Annotated in this window: 16 protein-coding genes; all 16 read left to right on the forward strand. The window is 41.3% G+C overall.

What is annotated here, in order from left to right; translation table 11 throughout:
• The first annotated feature begins 74 nt into the window (after positions 1 to 74).
• The 16 genes from rsmH (at position 75) to lpxC (ending at position 19,673) form a co-directional block, all read left to right on the forward strand.
• Positions 75 to 1,073: a 16S rRNA (cytosine(1402)-N(4))-methyltransferase RsmH gene (gene rsmH / locus ACFINA_RS03435; RefSeq protein WP_375609263.1), complete on the forward strand. Its 999-nt coding sequence runs from the start codon at positions 75 to 77 to the stop codon at positions 1,071 to 1,073.
• Positions 1,070 to 1,474, forward strand: a complete 405-nt coding sequence (locus ACFINA_RS03440; protein WP_375606961.1) for a hypothetical protein — start codon at positions 1,070 to 1,072, stop codon at positions 1,472 to 1,474. Before rsmH ends, ACFINA_RS03440 begins: the two co-directional genes overlap by 4 nt.
• Positions 1,474 to 3,216, forward strand: coding sequence for a peptidoglycan D,D-transpeptidase FtsI family protein (locus ACFINA_RS03445; protein ID WP_375608229.1), 1,743 nt, complete (start codon positions 1,474 to 1,476; stop codon positions 3,214 to 3,216). Before ACFINA_RS03440 ends, ACFINA_RS03445 begins: the two co-directional genes overlap by 1 nt.
• A gap of 23 nt (positions 3,217 to 3,239) precedes the next feature.
• Positions 3,240 to 4,691 carry a UDP-N-acetylmuramoyl-L-alanyl-D-glutamate--2,6-diaminopimelate ligase gene (locus ACFINA_RS03450; RefSeq protein WP_375608230.1) on the forward strand — a complete coding sequence of 484 codons (1,452 nt, stop codon included), beginning with the start codon at positions 3,240 to 3,242 and terminating at the stop codon, positions 4,689 to 4,691.
• Complete coding sequence (gene murF / locus ACFINA_RS03455) at positions 4,688 to 6,109, forward strand: UDP-N-acetylmuramoyl-tripeptide--D-alanyl-D-alanine ligase (protein ID WP_375608231.1); 1,422 nt, start codon at positions 4,688 to 4,690, stop codon at positions 6,107 to 6,109. The genes ACFINA_RS03450 and murF overlap by 4 nt, the downstream gene beginning before the upstream one ends.
• Before the next feature lie 21 nt (positions 6,110 to 6,130).
• Complete coding sequence (gene mraY, locus ACFINA_RS03460; protein WP_375606965.1) at positions 6,131 to 7,201, forward strand: phospho-N-acetylmuramoyl-pentapeptide-transferase; 1,071 nt, start codon at positions 6,131 to 6,133, stop codon at positions 7,199 to 7,201.
• Positions 7,202 to 7,205: 4 nt separating this feature from the next.
• Positions 7,206 to 8,600 (forward strand): UDP-N-acetylmuramoyl-L-alanine--D-glutamate ligase, encoded by a 1,395-nt coding sequence (gene murD / locus ACFINA_RS03465; RefSeq protein ID WP_375608232.1) that lies wholly within the window; start codon positions 7,206 to 7,208, stop codon positions 8,598 to 8,600.
• A gap of 141 nt (positions 8,601 to 8,741) precedes the next feature.
• On the forward strand, positions 8,742 to 9,896 hold the full coding sequence (locus ACFINA_RS03470) for an FtsW/RodA/SpoVE family cell cycle protein (protein ID WP_375606967.1): 1,155 nt from the start codon (positions 8,742 to 8,744) through the stop codon (positions 9,894 to 9,896).
• The gene (locus ACFINA_RS03475; protein ID WP_375608233.1) at positions 9,889 to 11,025 is read left to right on the forward strand and encodes a UDP-N-acetylglucosamine--N-acetylmuramyl-(pentapeptide) pyrophosphoryl-undecaprenol N-acetylglucosamine transferase; all 1,137 of its coding nucleotides are present in this window, start codon (positions 9,889 to 9,891) and stop codon (positions 11,023 to 11,025) included. The genes ACFINA_RS03470 and ACFINA_RS03475 overlap by 8 nt, the downstream gene beginning before the upstream one ends.
• Positions 11,009 to 12,436, forward strand: a complete 1,428-nt coding sequence (murC, locus tag ACFINA_RS03480) for a UDP-N-acetylmuramate--L-alanine ligase (protein WP_375615073.1) — start codon at positions 11,009 to 11,011, stop codon at positions 12,434 to 12,436. Before ACFINA_RS03475 ends, murC begins: the two co-directional genes overlap by 17 nt.
• Entirely contained in the window at positions 12,414 to 13,391 is a 978-nt protein-coding gene (gene murB / locus ACFINA_RS03485) for a UDP-N-acetylmuramate dehydrogenase (RefSeq protein WP_375606970.1), read from the forward strand. The genes murC and murB overlap by 23 nt, the downstream gene beginning before the upstream one ends.
• A 239-nt stretch (positions 13,392 to 13,630) precedes the next feature.
• A complete protein-coding gene (locus ACFINA_RS03490; RefSeq protein ID WP_375608234.1) occupies positions 13,631 to 14,551 on the forward strand; it encodes a D-alanine--D-alanine ligase in 921 nt (306 codons plus the stop codon).
• Positions 14,539 to 15,450 carry a cell division protein FtsQ/DivIB gene (locus ACFINA_RS03495; RefSeq protein ID WP_375615074.1) on the forward strand — a complete coding sequence of 304 codons (912 nt, stop codon included), beginning with the start codon at positions 14,539 to 14,541 and terminating at the stop codon, positions 15,448 to 15,450. Before ACFINA_RS03490 ends, ACFINA_RS03495 begins: the two co-directional genes overlap by 13 nt.
• Complete coding sequence (gene ftsA / locus ACFINA_RS03500; RefSeq protein WP_375615075.1) at positions 15,447 to 16,748, forward strand: cell division protein FtsA; 1,302 nt, start codon at positions 15,447 to 15,449, stop codon at positions 16,746 to 16,748. Before ACFINA_RS03495 ends, ftsA begins: the two co-directional genes overlap by 4 nt.
• 63 nt (positions 16,749 to 16,811) lie before the next feature.
• Positions 16,812 to 18,575, forward strand: coding sequence for a cell division protein FtsZ (gene ftsZ, locus ACFINA_RS03505; RefSeq protein WP_375606973.1), 1,764 nt, complete (start codon positions 16,812 to 16,814; stop codon positions 18,573 to 18,575).
• 213 nt (positions 18,576 to 18,788) lie between these two features.
• On the forward strand, positions 18,789 to 19,673 hold the full coding sequence (gene lpxC / locus ACFINA_RS03510) for a UDP-3-O-acyl-N-acetylglucosamine deacetylase (RefSeq protein WP_375615076.1): 885 nt from the start codon (positions 18,789 to 18,791) through the stop codon (positions 19,671 to 19,673).
• The last annotated feature ends 62 nt before the right edge of the window (positions 19,674 to 19,735 follow it).

A 19,735-nucleotide genomic window follows, 5' to 3' on the forward strand; every position in this document is an offset into this window, starting at 1 on the left:
GCCAGGTTATTCTAAGATCAGTTGCCATGAGAGAGCTGTTGATTTAAGACAGCATAACTTCAAGACGGATTATTTTGATAAAGCAGGATCAAAGAGCTGAACGCCATATTCCAGTGTTGTTACAGCCAGTTTTGGCTGGGCTTATGCCATTGGTTGGAGCAAAAGTGATTGATGGCACCTTTGGTGCTGGTGGTTACACGCGCGCTTTGTTAAAGGCAGGGGCACAGGTGATTGCTCTTGATCGTGATCCTCATGCTATCAGTGCAGGACAATTGCTTGTTGAAGAATTTTTTCCACGCCTTCGTTTGGTCCATATGGCGTTTTCACAGCTTGATCGTGTCGTTGAAGAGAAGGTGGATGCAGTTATTTTGGATATTGGTGTCTCTTCAATGCAGCTTGATGAAGCAGAAAGAGGTTTTTCTTTTCAAAAAGATGGGCCATTGGACATGCGAATGGCTCAGACTGGTTTTACAGCTAGCGATGTTGTCAATCATTTAAAAGCAAGAGATTTGGCACGTATTTTTAAGGTATTAGGAGAAGAGCGTTATGCGGGACGAATTGCACGGATGATTGAAACGCGTCGTGTTGTTCAGCCTTTTTTGCGTACGGGTGATTTGGCGTATGCTATCGAAACGTTGATAGGACGTAAACCGGGAGATCGTATTCATCCTGCAACACGTGTATTTCAGGCTCTTCGTATCTATGTTAATGATGAAATTGGTGAATTGGCGCGTGGTTTATTTGCTGCTGAACGCGTTTTAAAAGCTGGAGGCCGTTTGGGGGTTGTCAGTTTTCATTCTCTTGAAGATCGTATGGTCAAAAGATTTTTTTCGACTCGTTCTGGAGAACGTATGAGATCACGCTATCTGCCAGAAATAAAGGCTGCTCCAGCAACATTTTTTCCTTTGTTTAGAGGTGGGATCACGGCAACTAAAGAGGAGTTACAGAAAAATCCTCGTTCACGTTCTGCGCGGTTGCGTATTGGTGTACGGACTGAAGCAGAGGCTCTTACAGAAGATATGAAATTATTTAGTTTAGCAGAGATTGCCAGTTTTGAAGGCGGCAAGAAATGACAGTTTTTCGTACATTTGATATGATTTTAGTGATGATTATGATTTGTATGGCAGGTCTTACTTATAAGGTAAAATATGATGTTCAAAAACGAATGAATGAAGTTCTTCATCTTGAGCATGAAATTGCTGCAGCAAAAAATACGGTGAGTTTGCTTCATGCTGAGTGGGCTGTGATGATCAAGCCTTCGCGCATGCAAAAACTTGCGAAACGTTATCAAAAAGAACTTGGATTAGAAGTTATACAGCCGCGTCAAATCGTAGAATTTAAAGACATTCCGGTACGGGTACATGATCCAATTGAAGAATTGATTAAACAAAATATCTTGGAAGATAATCAAGATATTTTGGCAAATCGTCGGGATTCTCAGATGAATGGTGTTGTCCAAAAAGGCGTGCAGTGATGAAGTCGACTTTTTTATTCTTACAGAAGAAAAAGCACTTTAAGAATTCGTTGAATAATCATAATGTTTCTGTTCGTCGTCCCTATTCTAGTCGTCCACGTTTGCTTTTTTCGTTGTTCTGCTTTTTAGTTTTATATGGCATCATGGGGGCTTGCCTTATTTCTTATGGGTTGGAAGGTGGACAGATTGAAGAAGCAAAGGGGCCAGGAGTTCTTCAACTGACGGCGCGGCCTGATATTGTTGATCGTAATGGTCGTTTATTGGCAACAGATATTAAAACTTATTCACTTTTTGCTGAGCCACGACGTATTATTGATGTGGATGAAACCATTGAATTGCTCTCAACAGTTTTGCCTGATCTTAATTGGCAGGAAACCTATAAGCGCTTAAAAAGAAAAACTGGTTTTTCTTGGATACAGCGTGGGTTAACACCAATGCAGAAGACACAAATTATGGCCCTTGGTATTCCAGGAATTGGTTTTCGGACTGAAATTCGTCGTTTTTATCCCGATGGACCTGTAACTTCCCATATTCTCGGCATGGTGAATGTTGATAATCAAGGTATTGCAGGTATGGAAAAATATATTGATGATGCGGGTTTGAGTGCTCTGCGTGCTGCTGGTCTTGCCATGGAAGAATCATTAAAACAAGTTCAGCTTTCGATCGATGTGCGACTTCAGGCAATTGTCCATGATGAACTTATTCAGGCTATGAAGCGTTATAAGGCAATTGCTGCAGGAGCTGTTATTTTAAATATACATACGGGGGAAGTTTTGGCGTTGGCATCTCTACCAGATTTTGATCCTGGAAATCCTATTGAAGCTTTAAAAAGTGATCGTCTCAATCGGATGACGGCCGGAACATTTGAAATGGGATCGATTATTAAAAGTTTTACGACTGCCATGGCACTTGATTCCAATATTTTTCATTTAAACAGTATTATTGATGCTTCAAAGCCCATAAAAGCAAGTAGTGGATATATTATTCATGATTTTCACGGAAAAAATCGTCCCTTAACGTTATGGGAGGTTTTTGTTTATTCTTCCAATATTGGTTCTGCTAAAGAAGCATTAGCGATAGGGATTGATAAACATCGTGATTTTTTGCAAAAACTTGGGCTACTGGATCGACTCGTAACAGAGTTGCCTGAAGTTGCTCATCCTATTGTGCCACATCATTGGAAGGATATCCAATCTATGACGATTGCTTTTGGGCATGGTATGGCAACAACTCCCTTGCAAACAGCTGTTGGGGCTGCTGCTTTAATGAATGGTGGTTGGTTAATTGCTCCGACATTTTTAAAACGGACAAAAGAACAAACTTTGCACCATGCAAAACGGGTTTTGCATGCTAAAACAAGTCAAAATATGCGTTACCTTTATCAATTAAATAGTGAGATTGGGTCTGGACGTAATGCAAAAGTAGAAGGTTATCGTGTAGGTGGTAAGACAGGAACAGCTGAGAAAGTTGAAAATGGAAAATATTCTAAAACAAAAAATTTCAATAGTTTTCTTGCTGCTTTTCCTATTGATGATCCTGCTTATGTTGTTTTAACAATTATCGATGAACCAAAGCCTGCAGAGGGACAGCGTTCATCAACAGCGGCGATGAATGCTGGACCAATGCTTGCTAATATTGTTCGTCGCACAGCTAGTTTTCTTGGTGTAAAACCCGATTTTAAAAAAGAATATGAGTCTCTTTTAAGTAAAAAGAGCAATTCAAGTTTCGTTAAACAACGGTAAAATAAATATAAAGGTGCGTTATCATGTTGTTGGGAACAGTTTTTACAGAATGTGTTGAAGATGAAAGTCTTTCTTCAATAGCAATAACAGGAATAAGTGTGGATTCTCGGCAAGTTTTGCCGGGCTATGTTTTTGTTGCTGTTCAAGGGAAAAAAAGTGATGGAAGACACTATATAGATGACGCGATAAAGCGTGGCGCACGAGCAATCGTTACAGACTGTCATGCTGTTCTTGAGGATTTATCTGTTCCCATTTTACGTGTTTCTAATGTTCGTCATAGTTTAGCGTTGGCAGCTGCACGTTTTTACGGTTCTCAGCCGGAAACAGTTGTTGCTGTGACTGGTACAAGTGGTAAAACATCTGTTGTCTCTTTTCTTCGGCAAATTTGGACTCATGTTGGATTTTGTGCAGCGAGTATAGGAACGGTTGGTGTTGTTTCTCCTAAACGGAATGTTTATGGTTCTCTCACAACACCTGATCCGGTCGTCTTGCACCGTCTTCTTTGTGAAATTTCTCATGAAGGTGTGACGCATGCCGCTCTTGAAGCTTCTTCGCATGGGCTTGATCAAGGACGACTTGATGGAGTCCGTTTAACGGCTGGTGCCTTTACTAATTTAGGGCGAGATCACATGGATTATCACACGGGGGTAGAGGATTATTTGCGGGCTAAAATGAGGTTGTTTGATACACTTTTGCCTGTATCTGCTCCTGCTTTGATTTTTGCTGATGATGTTTATTCACAAAAGGTTATTGATGTTGTTACACAAGCGCGCCGCCGTGTCTTGACAATTGGTCGTAAGGGGCAATTTATCACGATTAATCGTGTCGAACATCAACGCTCCAAACAGTGTATTGAGTGTCGTGTGGAAAACAATATTTATACATTTGATTTGCCTTTAGCTGGAGATTTTCAGGTAGCCAATGCGCTTATGGCAGCGGGGTTAGCCATTGCAACGGGTGTTTCACCTCGTAAGGTTTTTCCTGCGCTTGAAACTTTGCAGGGGGCACCTGGGCGGTTAGAGTTTGTGGGAAAGACAGAAAATAATGCGCTTGTTTATATTGATTATGCTCATAAACCAGAAGCTTTGGAGCAGGTTTTGCTTTCTGTTCGTCCCTTTACGCAAGGACGCTTGATCGTTGTTTTTGGTTGTGGAGGAGATCGTGATCAAGGAAAAAGACCTTTGATGGGAAAAATTGCGGCGGATAAAGCGGACATTGTTATTGTAACAGATGATAATCCTCGAACAGAAATGCCAGAAAAAATACGTAAAGATATTTTACAGGCGGTGCCAACAGCAATAGAGATAGCAGATCGTGGTGAAGCTATTTCTTACGCGGTGGAGCTTTTGAAAGCTGGTGATACACTCATCATTGCTGGAAAAGGTCATGAGGATGGCCAAATTATAGGGCAGACAACTTATCCTTTTTCAGATCGTCTGAAAGCGATAGAAGCTTTAGAGGACCGAAAGAAATGACAGCTTTATGGGATAAGCAAGCACTTGTTGCTGCAGTTAATGGTGTTGTAATGGGAAGCTTGCCAGAAACTTTTTCTGGGGTTTCCATTGATAGTCGTACTCTTGCGGAAGGGGATGTTTTTTTCTGCATTAAAGGGCACCATCTTGATGGTCATGATTTTGCTGCGCAAGCTTATGAACGAGGTGCAGGCGTTCTTATCGTTGCGGAACACCGTTTGAGGGATATGAAAAAGATATTGGCTCCACTCATTGTCGTTCCTGATGTTTTGCAAGCCTTAGAACAACTTGCACAAGCTGCACGCAAACGTTCAAGAGCTAAGATTATCGCGATAACAGGATCGGTGGGAAAAACGACGACAAAAGAAGCTTTGAAACAAGCACTTGCAACGGCTGGGAATGTTCATGCGAATCTCGCTTCTTTAAACAATTGCTGGGGGGTTCCACTCACTTTAGCGCGGATGCCTATGGAGAGTGATTATGGTATCTTTGAAATTGGCATGAATCATAGAGATGAAATTCGCCCTCTGGTCAAGCTGGTTTGTCCGCATATTGCTCTCATTACGCATATTTGTGCAGGACATATGGGATTTTTCAAAGATCTTGAAGAAATAGCAAAGGCAAAAGCTGAAATTTTTGAAGGATTGGATGAAGAAGGCATTGCCATTTTAAATGCGGATAGTGATTTTTTTTCTTATCTCGTTCAAAAAGCAAAGAAATGCGGTGTAAAGAAGATCTTAAGCTTTGGTGGGACTAAAGATGCTGATTATCAAGCGCGAGATATACGTCTTCTAACCGATAGTTCTTCTATGATTGTGCGTATTGGGGGGCGGGATAAGGAGGTTCAAATTGGGGCTCCGGGACGCCATATTGTGCAAAATAGTTTAGGGGTTATTGCTGCTTGTGATGCTATGGGGGTTGAGTTAGAGCCTGTTTTTCTTTCTTTTCGCCATTTTTCTTCTCAAAAGGGGCGAGGTGTTCGTTATCGACTGTCTTTATCAAATGGGGGTGAATTTTATCTCATTGATGAAAGCTATAATGCAAATCCTGCTTCTATGCGTGCTGCACTTGAGCTTCTTGCTACAGGACCTGTAGGAAAAGGGGGGCGGCGAATTGCTATTTTAGGGGATATGCTAGAGTTAGGGGAGTATAGTGAAAAGCTTCATCGTGATTTAATAAAACCAATACGTCTTTCCGGTGCTAATCCGGTTTTTCTATTTGGTGAGGCGATGAAATCTTTAGTCAGTGATTTGTCTGCTGGTGTTAAGGTTCATTATGCTGAAAATATTGAGAAAATTTTACCGCTTCTTTTAGCAGAAATTTCTCCTGGCGACCTACTTATGATTAAATCATCCAATAGCCTTTGTTCATCAAATATTGTGACTGCATTGCTTGATCGCTATAAAGCAGTTTCTTCATAGTTTTAAGAGGTTTTTTGTTCCATGATGCTGTTTTTTTCTTCGTTTAGTGATTGGCTTCCGGGTGTAAATGTTTTTCGTTATATTACTTTTCGCACGATAGCAGCTATGCTTACTTCGGGGCTTATCGTCTTTTTGTTTGGACCTAGCATCATTGCTTCTCTTAAATTGCGGCAAGGTAAGGGGCAACCGATTCGTGCTAATGGACCTCAAACACATTTTAAAAAGGCTGGAACACCTACAATGGGTGGATTAATGATTTTAATCGGCATTGTGGTATCGGCATTTTTATGGGGTAATTTATCGAATATTTACTTTTGGGTATCGCTATTGGTTATGCTTTCTTTTGGGGTAATTGGGTTTTATGATGATTATCTTAAGGTCACAAAACAAACAGACAAAGGATTTTCTGGGAAAGCACGGTTAAGCTTGGAGTTTTGTGTTGCGGCGATTGCTGCTTTTGCCATTCTGCAAATTGGCTCATCTGGATTAGCTTTGCCTTTTTTGAAAGATTATCTTATCAATTTGGGCTGGTTTTTTATTCCTTTTTCTGCTTTCGTCATTGTCGCGACGGGTAATGCGGTTAATTTGACGGATGGACTCGATGGGCTTGCTATTGTTCCTGTGATGGTTGCAGCCTTATCTTTTGCTCTGATTGCTTATCTTTCTGGTAATATGAATTTTGCTGATTATCTCCAAATCCATTATGTATCGGGAACAGGTGAATTGGCTGTTTTATTGGGAGCTGTTGTTGGGGCAGGGCTTGGATTTTTATGGTTTAATGCACCACCTGCAGCTATTTTTATGGGAGATACTGGATCGTTGGCTCTTGGAGGACTCTTAGGGACTGTTGCGGTTGCTACGAAGCACGAAATTGTTTTGGTTCTTATTGGTGGACTTTTTGTTGTGGAAGCTTTTTCGGTCGTTATTCAGGTTGGTTATTTCAAATTAACAAGAAAACGCGTGTTTCTTATGGCACCGATACATCATCATTTTGAGAAAAAAGGTTGGACTGAAAGCCAAGTGGTGATACGCTTTTGGATTATTTCGATTGTTCTCGCTCTCATAGGTCTTTCAACACTTAAATTGCGGTGAGAATGTGATTTCTGTTACGTGTTATAAAGGTCAAAAAGTTGCTCTGTTTGGATTGGGGCAGTCTGGACTAGCAACGGCACAAGCATTAATGTGTGGTGGTGCAGAAGTGGTGGCGTGGGATGATAGTCCTTCAAGCGTGCAGATGGCTTGTCGGCAAAATATTCCAACAAGAGATCTCCACGATGAGGACTGGTCAGAATTTGTTGCATTGGTTCTCGCTCCTGGAGTTCCTTTAAATTATCCTCAACCGCATTGGGTTGTTGAAAAGGCACGAAAAAAAAATATAGAAATTATTGGTGATATTGAATTGTTTGTTCGTGCACGCCATGATTTTTTACAGCATTATGGTTTTTGTGACCAAGATGTTCCGTTTATTGCGATTACGGGGACGAATGGAAAGTCGACAACAACGGCTTTGCTTACGCATTTATTGGAAAAAATGGGCTATGATGTGCAGATGGGGGGAAATATTGGAAAGGCAATATTGACGCTTAAGCCATTTGTTAAAAAACGTATTTATGTGATTGAATGTTCATCATTTCAAATTGATCTTACTCCCTCTCTTCAGCCAACCATTGGACTTTTATTGAATTTGACATCTGATCATATTGATCGACATGGAAGTTTTGCCTGTTATGTGCAAACCAAAAGGCATCTGATTGCTCAGGCTTCTCAGGCTTTTATTTCAGTTGATGATGCAGCTTGTCAGGTTTTATATCAACAGTTACTTCATGATGGGAAGCAAATTGAGGCAATTTCCAAGAATCATTTTGTTGAAAATGGTTTTTATGCAGATGGAACCAAGCTTTTTTCTGTTCGTCAAGGACAGCGTCATATGCTTGCAGATCTTGCTCCTATGGCGGTGTTACGTGGGAGTCATAATGCGCAAAATGCTCTTATGGCATTGGCAACATTGCAGGCTTTAAAAATAACAGATCCCTCTATAAAAAAGCATTTAGCAAGTTATAAAGGGTTGGATCATCGTATGCAGCAGGTGCGTAAAATGGGGGCGGTTTTGTTTATCAATGATAGCAAGGCGACTAATGCAGATGCAACAGCTCCTGCTCTTTCCACCTTTAATGATATTTTTTGGATTGTTGGGGGACAGGCGAAAAAGGGAGGAATAGAGTCTCTTAGAGAATTTTTTCCTAAAATTCGTAAAGCCTATTTGATTGGGAGTGCGGCGGAAGAATTTGCTCGCATTATTGGATCTGCTTTTCCCTTTTCTATGAGCTTAACTTTGAAAAATGCGGTGCGTGAAGCAGCTGTTGACGCAATAGGTTGTAAGGCAAAAGAGGTGACGGTTCTTTTGTCACCTGCTTGTGCAAGTTATGACCAATTTAAAAATTATGAAGAACGGGGCGAAGCATTTGTCTCTTTTGTGATGCAGTTACAATAAAAAGCATCAGTTATAAAAAAATATTTTTGCGTTAAGACTCCAGAATCTTTTTTTGTGTAATTTAGTTTTTAAAGTGTTTGTTAAACAGGCGGGGAACCATATCACTTTGAAACAATTTATAAAACGGATAAGGCGGATATCATGGTTACGCGTGCAGATAGAGACCCAATTGCTAATTGGTGGTGGACGATTGACCGCTCTGTCTTTGCAGCTTGTTTAATTTTAATGGGGATTGGCATTATGTTGTCTTTTGCTGCCAGCCCCACGATTGCAAAAAAAATCGGAATTGCTGATAGTTTTTATTTTGTTCGGTGGCATATCATTTTCAGCATTTCAGCATTTTTTACGATGGTGACCATTTCTTTTTTTTCAATTCCTAATATTCGTCGTTTATGTGCTCTTTTGCTTATTGTAACGCTTGCTCTTATGGTTGCAACCTTATTTTGGGGTCCAGAATTAAAGGGAGCACGGCGGTGGATTGTGCTCTTTGGTTTTTCTGTACAGGCTTCAGAGTTTATGAAGCCAGCTTTTGTGGTTATGTCCGCTTGGCTTTTTTCGGAACAGATACGCAGGAGGGGAATTCTAGGTTATACGTTAGCGATTGTACTTTATGGCATTTGTTGTGTGCTTCTGGTTTTGCAGCCTGATATTGGACAAACACTTTTAATAAGTGCAACATGGGGTGGTTTGTTTTTTATTGCTGGTGTGCCTCTAGCCGTTATTTTTCTCTTTCTCATTTTAGGTGCTGGAGGAATTGTTTTAGCTTATCTTTTTCTGTATCATGTGCGTGAGCGTATCAATGGTTTTTTGACAGGTGAAGGAGATACCTTTCAAGTAGATGTTGGACGTGAGGCTATTTTGAATGGTGGTTGGTTTGGGCAAGGTCCTGGGGAGGGAACAGTAAAACGTATTATTCCTGATAGCCATACAGATTTTGTATTTTCCGTTGCTGCTGAAGAATATGGTATTATTCTTTGTTTATTAATTATGATGCTTTTTGGTTTTATCGTTATGCGTTCATTGTATATAGCAATGAATACACGTGATTGCTTTATACGTCTTGGTATTACTGGCATAGCAATGATGATTGGCTTTCAATCAGCTATTAATATGGCCGTTAATCTTCACTTAATTCCTCCAAAAGGCATGACATTGCCTTTTATTTCTTATGGTGGTTCTTCGATGGTGGCGATTGCGTTTTCAATGGGCATTTTGCTCAGTTTAACACGTCGTTGGCCAGAAGCACGCCTTTCAGCTTTTTCTTCCTCTTCTGTCTTGGATACGCCTTATGAATGATAAAAAAGTTATTGTTTTGGTGGCTGGTGGTACAGGTGGACATCTTTTTCCTGCTGAGTCCCTTGGTGTTGAATTAAGGGAGCGTGGATATGATGTTCATTTAATAACAGATGAAAGAGCACGCCCTTTTGTTCGGTGCTTTGATGAAGAGCATACACATATCGTTTCATCGGCAACATTTATACGCCGCCATCCTTTTGCTCTGATAAAGACGTTTTGGTCTTTACTAAGGGGAATGGGGCAATCGTTGGCGTTGTTTTATAAATTACGTCCTGTTCTTGTTGGAGGATTTGGGGGATATCCGAGCTTTCCTCCTCTTTTTATTGCGGCTTTAACAAAGCGTGTGACATTTATTCATGAACAAAATGCTGTTATGGGGCGTGCCAATCGGATGTTGGCAATTTTTGTGCGTGCAATCGCTGGTGGTTTGTTGTCGCCAAATGGCGCTTATGCCCATAAAATGCTTTTAACGGGGAATCCTGTCCGTGAGGCTGTGCTGAAGGCGGCCGAAATTCCTTATCATTCTTCAGAGGGGGAAACGCCATTTAATTTTTTGATTTTTGGTGGTAGCCAAGGGGCTTCTGCTTTTTCACATATTGTTCCAGAAGCCATTGCGTTACTCGATGATAAGAACCGTAAACGCTTGCGAATTGTACAGCAAGTTCGCGGTGAAGCAGGAGGGTTGATCAAAATCTATCGTGATATGGGCGTACAAGCAGAGGTTGCTCCTTTCTTTGATGATATGGCTGAACGTATGGCACATGCTCATTTTATTTTGTCGCGCGCTGGGGCTTCATCCGTTTGTGAGATAGCGGTGATTGGTAGACCTGCTTTGCTTGTTCCCTATCCCCATGCTTTAGATCATGATCAGGCTGCCAATGCAGCTCTGCTTGCTCGTGTAGGTGGTGCGCAAATTGTATCAGAAAAAGATTTAAATGCACAAAAGCTTTCTTCTCTTTTAATGCACGCTTGTTGTGCGCCCCATTTATTAGAAAAACAAGCGCTTGCTGCAAAAAAAGTTGGGCAACCTCATGCAACCCGTTGCCTTGCTGATATGGCTGAATCCTTAATTGCAGGGCGATTGTTGTCAGATATAAAAGAGGAGCTTTTTAATGAAAATGCCACTTGATATAGGCGTTATCCATTTTATCGGAATCGGGGGGATCGGTATGAGTGGAATTGCGGAGGTTTTTTATAATCTTGGCTATAAAGTTCAAGGGTCAGATCAAGTTGAAAGTGCAAATGTTGAACGTTTACGGAAAAAAGGAATTAACGTTCATATAGGTCATTGTGCTGAAAACTTAGGGAATGCAGAGGTTGTTGTTTTTTCTACTGCCGTTAAAAAAACAAATCCTGAGTATATTGCTGCAAAGGAAAGACATTTGCCGCTTGTCAGACGTGCAGAAATGCTGGCGGAGCTGATGCGGTTTCGGCGTGCAATTGCAGTGGGTGGTACACATGGTAAAACAACAACCACATCAATGGTCGCAGCCCTTCTTGATGCTGGTCATTTTGATCCAGTGGTGATTAATGGCGGTATTATTAATGCTTATGGTACGAATTCTCGTACAGGAGATGGCGATTGGATGATTGTTGAAGCTGATGAAAGTGATGGTACATTTTTAAAGCTGCCTGCTGATATTGCTGTTATTACTAATATTGACGCTGAGCATTTGGATCATTATGGAAGTTTTGATGCTGTGCGTGAGGCTTTTCGGCAATTCGTAGAAAATGTTCCTTTTTATGGTTTTGCTGTTTTGTGTCTTGATCATCCAGAGGTTCAGTCATTGGCGGGCCGTATTGATGATCGTTGGGTGATCACTTATGGTAAAAATCCACAAGCGGATGTTCGTTTTCTTAATCTTTCGATGGATGGTCAAAAAACGCATTTTGATGTTCTTGTTCGCTCACGCAAAACAGGAAGAAAGATTGAGTTAAAAAATTTGCTTTTGCCCATGGCAGGGCAGCATAATGTTGCCAATGCAACGGCGGCGATTGCTATTGCGCATGAACTTGGCATTTCAAATGAAGCTATAAAAAGGGGCTTAGCAGAATTTGGCGGAGTAAAACGGCGTTTTACGCGAATAGGAAGTTGGCGTGGCATTGAAATATTTGATGATTATGGACATCATCCTGTTGAAATAAAGGCAGTTTTGCGTGCTGCACGTGAGAGTGCAAAAGGGCGTGTTATTGCGATTGCACAACCCCATCGGTATTCGCGTTTGTATCATTTATTTGATGATTTTGCTGCTTGTTTTAATGATGCAGATACAGTGTTGATTACGCCCGTTTATGCGGCTGGTGAAGAACCTATTGTAGGATTTGGTTCTCAAGAATTGGTAGAGCATATTAAAATGGCTGGTCATCGTGATGTGCGCTTAATACATGGTCTGGAAGATGTTGTGTCTCTTGTCTCAACATTTGCTCAGGCAGAGGATTATGTGGTTTTTCTTGGTGCTGGCAATATCACACAATGGGCGTGTGCATTGCCTCATCAGTTGTTGGTATTTGATGGTCATGATAAATTTTCAGCACATTGATGGTGAGGCGTTATTGGCGCAATTGCAACCACTGTTGGGGGGTATAAGAGGCAAGCTTACACCTAACGTTGAGATGCGTAAGGTGACGTGGTTTCGCACTGGTGGGTTAGCAGAACTTTTTTATCAGCCTGTTGATGAGGAAGATTTAGCTCTTTTCCTTCAAAATTTGCCTGAATTTATTCCTGTAACAATTGTAGGAATAGGTTCTAATCTGCTGGTGCGTGATGGGGGTGTTCCTGGTGTTGTGATTCGTCTTTCGCCAAAAGGTTTTGGGCAAGTGCAACAAGTTTCTCCAAAACGTTTTTTAGTTGGTGCAGGTACGGCCGATAAACATTTAGCTACCGCTGCTTTAAAGGCAGAAATCGCGGGTTTTCATTTTTATCACGGTATTCCTGGTGGTCTTGGAGGGGCACTCAAAATGAATGCGGGTGCAAATGGTGTTGAAACCGCAGCACGTGTTGTTGAGGTTTATGCGCTGGATCGTAAAGGAAAACGTCATATTTTGAGTTTGAAAGATATGCATTATTCCTATCGCCATTGTGATATTCCTGAAGGGTTTATTTTTACTGCTGCTTTATTAGAAGGACAAACCGGTAATAAAGATGATATTCGTGCTGCTATGGATGAAGTTGCCCTCCATAGGGAAACAGTGCAACCTATTCGTGAAAAGACCGGTGGATCAACTTTTAGAAATCCTGAGAATATATCTGCGTGGCGCGTGATTGATGAGGCAGGGTGTCGTGGTTTACGGATTGGTGGTGCTCAGATGAGCGAAATGCACTGTAATTTTATGATCAATACAGGGCAAGCAACAGGATATGATCTTGAAGCATTGGGAGAAACAGTGCGTGCACGTGTTTTTGCACATTCAGCCCACCTTTTACAATGGGAAATAGAGCGTATTGGTCAATTTGAGCGTGGTCGAAGTGTTCCTCCTTTTGATCCATTTCATTGATTTATTGTTCACTAAAAAAGTGAAAATAAAAAATTGAGTCATTTCAAAGAGATAATAAAAAATTTCTATTAAGAATCAATAAATTAACAAAGAATCTCTTGCATCAAGCTTTTGAGTCTGATTCATTATGCAAAATGCTAGGTTATTGATTCGCAAGGATAAACTTTGTTTTTTCCTGTATGTGGTGCTGATGTATTCTATATAGACTACATATAGTATGCGAAAGAGGGTGATTTATTATGAAAGATAAACATATAGCTGTATTAATGGGAGGTTTTTCTTCTGAACGGTCTGTAAGTTTATCTTCAGGGGCGGCTTGTGCTGATGTTCTTGAAATGCAGGGGTATCGCGTGAGCCGCGTGGATGTTGACGCTCATATTGCTTCTGTTCTTGAACAGTTGCAGCCTGATATTGCCTTCAATGCATTGCATGGTCCATTTGGTGAAGATGGCCGGATTCAAGGGATTCTTGAATATTTAAAAATTCCTTATACTCATTCTGGCGTGATGGCATCTGCTTTGGCAATGGATAAGGGACGTGCAAAAATTATCGTTGCAAATGTTGGGGTTTGTGTTGCTCCTTCTCGTATCATGAGCCGCTTTGCTTTGGGTCGAACACATCCCATGGAGCCTCCTTATGTAATTAAACCTGTGTGTGAAGGATCAAGTTTTGGTGTTGTCATTGTTCAAGGAAATGAAGCTGCACCGCCGCATAATATTGGGGGAGCTGAGTGGGGATATGCGGATGAGGTAATGATTGAAAAATATATTCCTGGTCGTGAATTGACTTGTGCTGTTTTGGGGAACGAAGTGCTGGATGTGTGTGAAATTCTTCCCGATAAACACTTTCCATTCTACGATTATGACTCAAAATATAAAACGGGTGGTTCTCTTCACATTTGTCCTGCACAACTTTCACTAAATATTTACCAAAGTGTGCAAAGAATGTCTTTAGCAGCCCATCAGGCGATAGGGTGTCGAGGTGTTAGCCGTTCTGATTTTCGTTTTGATGAGAAAACAGGAGAATTGGTTTGGCTTGAAATTAATACGCAACCCGGTATGACCTCGACGTCTCTTCTTCCTGATATTGCAAAAGCGAGCGGTCGTACTTATGGCGATATTGTTCAATGGATAGTGGAGGACGCATCATGCATGCGTTGAGTATTAATAAAACGAATATTCCGATGGAGGTGCTTTCAGTGCCGGCTTTGCCACGTCTTTATCGTCGTTTTCTTCGGTTTATGTTTGAGTTTGTTTTTGTCAATATTCATATTCCACGCCATTTTGGCTCTTTTGCTGTTGTATGGTTTTTCTTGGTGACGGCCTTTTATGGATTGTCATCCAGTGGTCAGATGGGTGTGATCGTAAAAACGATAATATCAGATATTGGTTTTGTGGTTGTAGATGTCGATATAAGAGGGAATAACCGCTTAGCAAAGCAGGATATTTTGAAAATTTTAAAACTTGATGTTGCATCCTCTATATTCACTTTTGATGTTGAAAGAGCGCGTTCTCTGTTGGAAAAGCAGCCTTGGGTGCAATCGGCTAATGTTCAGAAAATTTATCCCAATAGAATGCGGATTTCCATCGTGGAGCGTGAACCTTATGCCATTTGGCAACACGATGGCTTGGTCGATATCGTTGATTATACAGGTCGTGTCATTGTGCCCTTTAAAGGGAAAAATGTTTGGAATTTGCCGCTTGTGGTTGGGCAGGGGGCGCAAAATGCTGCTAAAGTGTTTATTCAAGCGCTGTTAGTTTATCCGGAAATATATAATCGTGTTCGTGCTTTCGTGCGGGTAGGGGATCGGCGTTGGGATCTTGTTTTGGATAACGGAATGCGCGTTATGTTGCCTGAAAGTGGTGCGCTTGAAAGGCTTTCTTCTCTTGTTTCGTCCGGTACAATGCAAGATCTTTTATCTCGCGATATTCTCAGTGTTGATTTACGCCTTGCTGATCGGATTACTGTTTCTTTATCAGATGAAACGTTGGAGCGTTATAATGCTACTGTAGTAGAAGAAGAACGTATTTTAAAAGCGCGAAAGGCAGGAAGCCTATGACATTGCTCAGATCACATCATCTGGGGGGACGTAAAACACGTTATTTAACGGTTCTTGATATCGGTTCAAGTAAGATTGTTTGTCTTATTGCTTGTTTGCGTCCTTTGAAGCATGCGCACTATTTACATGGTCGTACACATTCTACGGAAATTCTGGGCTTTGGAGTGCAGCGTTCACGCGGTATTAAATCTGGTGTTGTGATGGATATGTTTGCAGCAGAGCAATCAATACGCTTGGCTGTTGATGCGGCAGAAAAAATGGCTGGTTTGGTGGTGGATTCAGTGATTGTGAATTTTTCCTCAAGTCGGTTACAAAGCGCTTTGATTAATGGAATGGTCCATTTGAATGGTCGTGAAGTCACCAAGCGTGATATGCGTATGGCCTTTTCAGATGTTTCGCGCAAAGCCTTTGATGCTGAACGTCATGTTATGCATTCGGTTCCAGTTTCTTATGTATTGGATGGGGAAAAAGGAATTTCTGATCCTATTGGCATGGCAGGGGAAACATTTGGTGTCGATGTGCATGTGGTAACAGCGGAAACAGCATCTTTGCGTAATTTAGAAACTTGTATTAATCGTGCACATTTGAGTGTTGAAGCAATGGTTGCCACTCCCTTTGCAAGTGGTCTTGCTGTTTTGATGAATGATGAGGCGCGTTTAGGGGCTGCATGTATTGATTTTGGTGGTGGAACAACAACATTTTCAGTGTTTTTTGAGGGGAAATTTATTCATGCAGATGCTCTTGCTGTTGGGGGGCATCATGTCACTCTTGATGTTGCGCGCGGATTTTCTATGTCTTTAACAGAGGCGGAACGTTTAAAAGTTGTTTATGGTTCAGCATTTTTAACAAGTGCTGATGAGCGGCAAATGATTAATGTAGCAGAAATTGGGAGTGAACAGCGTGAAACTCAATATCCTCGCGCAGTTCTTGGGCGTATCATTCGTGCGCGTGTTGAAGAAATTTTAGAAATGGTCCGTGATTGTTTAAATCGTTCTGGTTTTGGTCACATCATTGGTAAACGTGTTATTTTGACTGGGGGAGCAAGCCAGTTAACAGGATTGCCAGAAATGGCACGTACTATATTAGGAAGAAATGTTCGTATCGGGCGGCCTTTAGGTATTTCGAGGCTTCCTTCTCTTGCAAAAGGGGCGGCGTTTACATCTGCTGTTGGGTTGTTAATTTATCCGCAATTGGTGGGTTTTGAAGAAAAAACAATGCAGGCGGCAGGAAATCATTTATCGATGGGCACGCGTGGGTATTTTCAGCGTGTTGGTCAGTGGTTGCGTGAGAGTTTTTAGTTAAGTCTAGTTGGATAAATTTCATCGCTTTGGCTTGCGGTGTCTTATGAGAAGGAAAAGAAAATGACGATTAATCTGCATCGGCCAGATATCGCGGAATTGAAGCCACGCATTACCGTTTTTGGTGTTGGAGGTGGTGGCGGGAATGCCGTGAATAATATGATAAATGCTGGTCTTCAGGGAGTTGACTTTGTTGTTGCAAATACGGATGCACAGGCTTTGGCTATGTCAAAGGCTGAACGTGTTATCCAACTTGGGGCAGCTGTGACAGAAGGTTTGGGTGCTGGTGCTTTACCGGAAGTTGGGCAAGCGGCGGCGGAGGAATGTATTGATGAAATTATTGATCATCTTGCAGACTCTCATATGGTTTTCATTACTGCTGGTATGGGGGGAGGAACTGGAACAGGAGCTGCTCCCGTTGTTGCTCGCGCAGCGCGTGAAAAAGGTATTTTGACTGTTGGTGTTGTGACAAAGCCTTTTCAGTTTGAAGGGGCACGTCGTATGAAAACGGCAGAGGCTGGTATTGAAGAATTACAAAAGTCTGTCGATACATTGATTGTTATTCCCAATCAAAATCTTTTCCGTATTGCAAATGATAAGACAACATTTGCTGATGCTTTTGCTATGGCTGACCAAGTGCTTTATTCTGGTGTTGCTTCCATTACGGATTTGATGATTAAAGAGGGTTTGATTAACCTTGATTTTGCTGATGTTCGTTCTGTTATGCACGAAATGGGTCGAGCCATGATGGGAACCGGTGAGGCATCTGGTGATGGGCGTGCTTTGGCTGCTGCTGAAGCTGCTATTGCGAACCCATTGTTGGATGATACTTCTATGCGTGGGGCGCGTGGTTTACTGATTTCTATTACGGGTGGTCGTGATATGACTCTCTTTGAGGTTGATGAAGCTGCTAATCGTATTCGTGAAGAAGTGGACGCTGATGCGAATGTGATTTTTGGCGCTATTGATGATGAGTCATTGGAAGGTGTTATTCGTGTTTCTGTGGTTGCGACCGGTATCGATCGTGAAGTTAGTGATGTGGTTCAGTCCTCTCATCCTCAGATTCAAAGGCCTGCTTCTTCAATACGCAAGAGCGATCCTGGAACGTCACACAGTTCTTTTCATGTTCAATCATCGCCTCTGCGTTCTGAGTCAATGGTAGAAGTGATCGAATCACTTGAAATAGAGAAGGGTAAATCAACCGGAGAACAGTTCCGTCCCAAAAGTCAAATTTTTGCACATCCTGTAGAAGCAATGACGACACGAAGTGCGACGAGTGCTGTTGCGTATGGCTCAAATGCTGTTCAGGAACAGAAATTAAATGTGCCTCGTATGCAAGTAAGCCGCGGTTCTCAACAGGCGATGGCGGCTCCCGTGAGTATGGAGGCAACAGCGCATGTTCTTGATGAGATGACAGGGGTTGTGAAGCAAACAGAAAAGCCAGTGCAACCAAAACAAATGCAAGCGCGCGCTCCAATGCGTATGCCTGAGTTAAAGGATTTTCCTCCTGTTGCTCATGGACAAAGCCAAAGAACATTTGTGACTGATCAAGGTCCTCGTAATCTTTGGCAGCGTTTGAAACAGAGCTTGACACATCGTGAAGAAGCTGAGCCAGAAGCGAGGTTGGAGCCTGCTGTTAGATCGTCTCAGCAGAAAGAGTCTCATGTTTACAATAAAAACTCTCAGGCGCTTTCTCAAGATGCTTCTGTTTATGTTCCACGTCGTTCTGGTGAGCTGCATCCTCAGGTACCACAAGATCAGCGTACTTTTATAAGTGAAGAAGATCAGTTGGAAATACCAGCATTTTTACGTCGTCAGGCAAATTAATTGATGAAAAATGAGGTAAAGTAAGAGATTTTATTATTTCTTTAATGCTCAGTCAAAAATTATATAGTAAAATATATTACTGTTTTTTGAATAAAATACTTTGTTTAAAAAAAACCGCTTACAATAAGCGGTTTTTTTTATTATTTACTATGAATATTTTTTATAGTTTTATAAATTTTGTTAAAAGATGTACAAGCAATTTAATAAAATGATATGATGAGTTTAGTACCAAAATATCAGTCTACTCTTAAAAAAGCAGTAACATTTAAGGGGATTGGCGTTCATAGTGGCTGTTTGTCAGTGGTAAATGTTTGTCCAGCGGATGTTGGGTGCGGTATTGTTTTTAAGCGTTGTGGATTAGACGGAACAGAGAAAATATTTCAAGCCCATGCATCGCAAACAGGAAAAACTGAATTATCAACAGTACTTGGAGATGGAGATGTAAGGGTTGAAACAATTGAACATTTGATGGCAGCAATTGCTGCTTATAATTTGGATAATCTTATTATTGAAGTGTCACATAATGAGATTCCTATTTTGGATGGTTCAGCGCGGCTATATTGCCAAGCTTTTGAAGATGTTGGTATTGTACAGCAAAATGCCTTGCGTTCTTATTTCATTATAAAAAAGCCGTTGCGGGTTGAAGGAGCTCATGGTGTTGCAGAGCTTTTGCCATTTAATGGACGTCGTTTTGATATAACGATCTCTTTTCCTTCTTCTGCTATTGGTAAGCAACATTTCAGTTTTGATCTTACCACACGAGGGTTTAGGGATGATTTGTCACGTGCGCGCACTTTTGGTTTTATCAAAGACGTGGAAGAATTAAGGCTTTCTGGAAAGGCGAGAGGTGCTTCTTTGGAAAATTCTCTTGTTATCGACCTTAATGATAAAATTTTAAATCCCGATGGTCCTTATTGGGAGAATGAATGTGTTCGGCACAAGATGCTTGATGCGATTGGTGATACTGCTTTGCTTGGTGCACCTTTTATTGGATTATTTCGTTCTTATTGTAGTGGGCATAGAATTAATGCGCAATTGGTGAAGGCTGTTTTGGCAGACGAATCATATTATGAAAAAAGCTTTTTAGAGAAAGAGTAAAAAAATTGACAAGATTTTTTATTATTTATTTGATTTTTAAGGGGATGATTGACCTGAACTGC

Source organism: Bartonella sp. AC10YNML, assembly GCF_042196825.1.
In the GTDB taxonomy this organism is placed as follows: domain Bacteria; phylum Pseudomonadota; class Alphaproteobacteria; order Rhizobiales; family Rhizobiaceae; genus Bartonella.

Coding starts and splice junctions, on each gene's coding strand:
- ACFINA_RS03440 (WP_375606961.1), top strand. CDS start 1,070: ATGACAGTTTTTCGTACATTTGATATGATTTTAGTGATGATTATGATT.
- ACFINA_RS03445 (WP_375608229.1), top strand. CDS start 1,474: ATGAAGTCGACTTTTTTATTCTTACAGAAGAAAAAGCACTTTAAGAAT.
- ACFINA_RS03450 (WP_375608230.1), top strand. CDS start 3,240: ATGTTGTTGGGAACAGTTTTTACAGAATGTGTTGAAGATGAAAGTCTT.
- murF (WP_375608231.1), top strand. CDS start 4,688: ATGACAGCTTTATGGGATAAGCAAGCACTTGTTGCTGCAGTTAATGGT.
- mraY (WP_375606965.1), top strand. CDS start 6,131: ATGATGCTGTTTTTTTCTTCGTTTAGTGATTGGCTTCCGGGTGTAAAT.
- ACFINA_RS03470 (WP_375606967.1), top strand. CDS start 8,742: ATGGTTACGCGTGCAGATAGAGACCCAATTGCTAATTGGTGGTGGACG.
- ACFINA_RS03475 (WP_375608233.1), top strand. CDS start 9,889: ATGAATGATAAAAAAGTTATTGTTTTGGTGGCTGGTGGTACAGGTGGA.
- murC (WP_375615073.1), top strand. CDS start 11,009: ATGAAAATGCCACTTGATATAGGCGTTATCCATTTTATCGGAATCGGG.
- murB (WP_375606970.1), top strand. CDS start 12,414: ATGATAAATTTTCAGCACATTGATGGTGAGGCGTTATTGGCGCAATTG.
- ACFINA_RS03490 (WP_375608234.1), top strand. CDS start 13,631: ATGAAAGATAAACATATAGCTGTATTAATGGGAGGTTTTTCTTCTGAA.
- ACFINA_RS03495 (WP_375615074.1), top strand. CDS start 14,539: ATGCATGCGTTGAGTATTAATAAAACGAATATTCCGATGGAGGTGCTT.
- ftsA (WP_375615075.1), top strand. CDS start 15,447: ATGACATTGCTCAGATCACATCATCTGGGGGGACGTAAAACACGTTAT.
- ftsZ (WP_375606973.1), top strand. CDS start 16,812: ATGACGATTAATCTGCATCGGCCAGATATCGCGGAATTGAAGCCACGC.
- lpxC (WP_375615076.1), top strand. CDS start 18,789: ATGATGAGTTTAGTACCAAAATATCAGTCTACTCTTAAAAAAGCAGTA.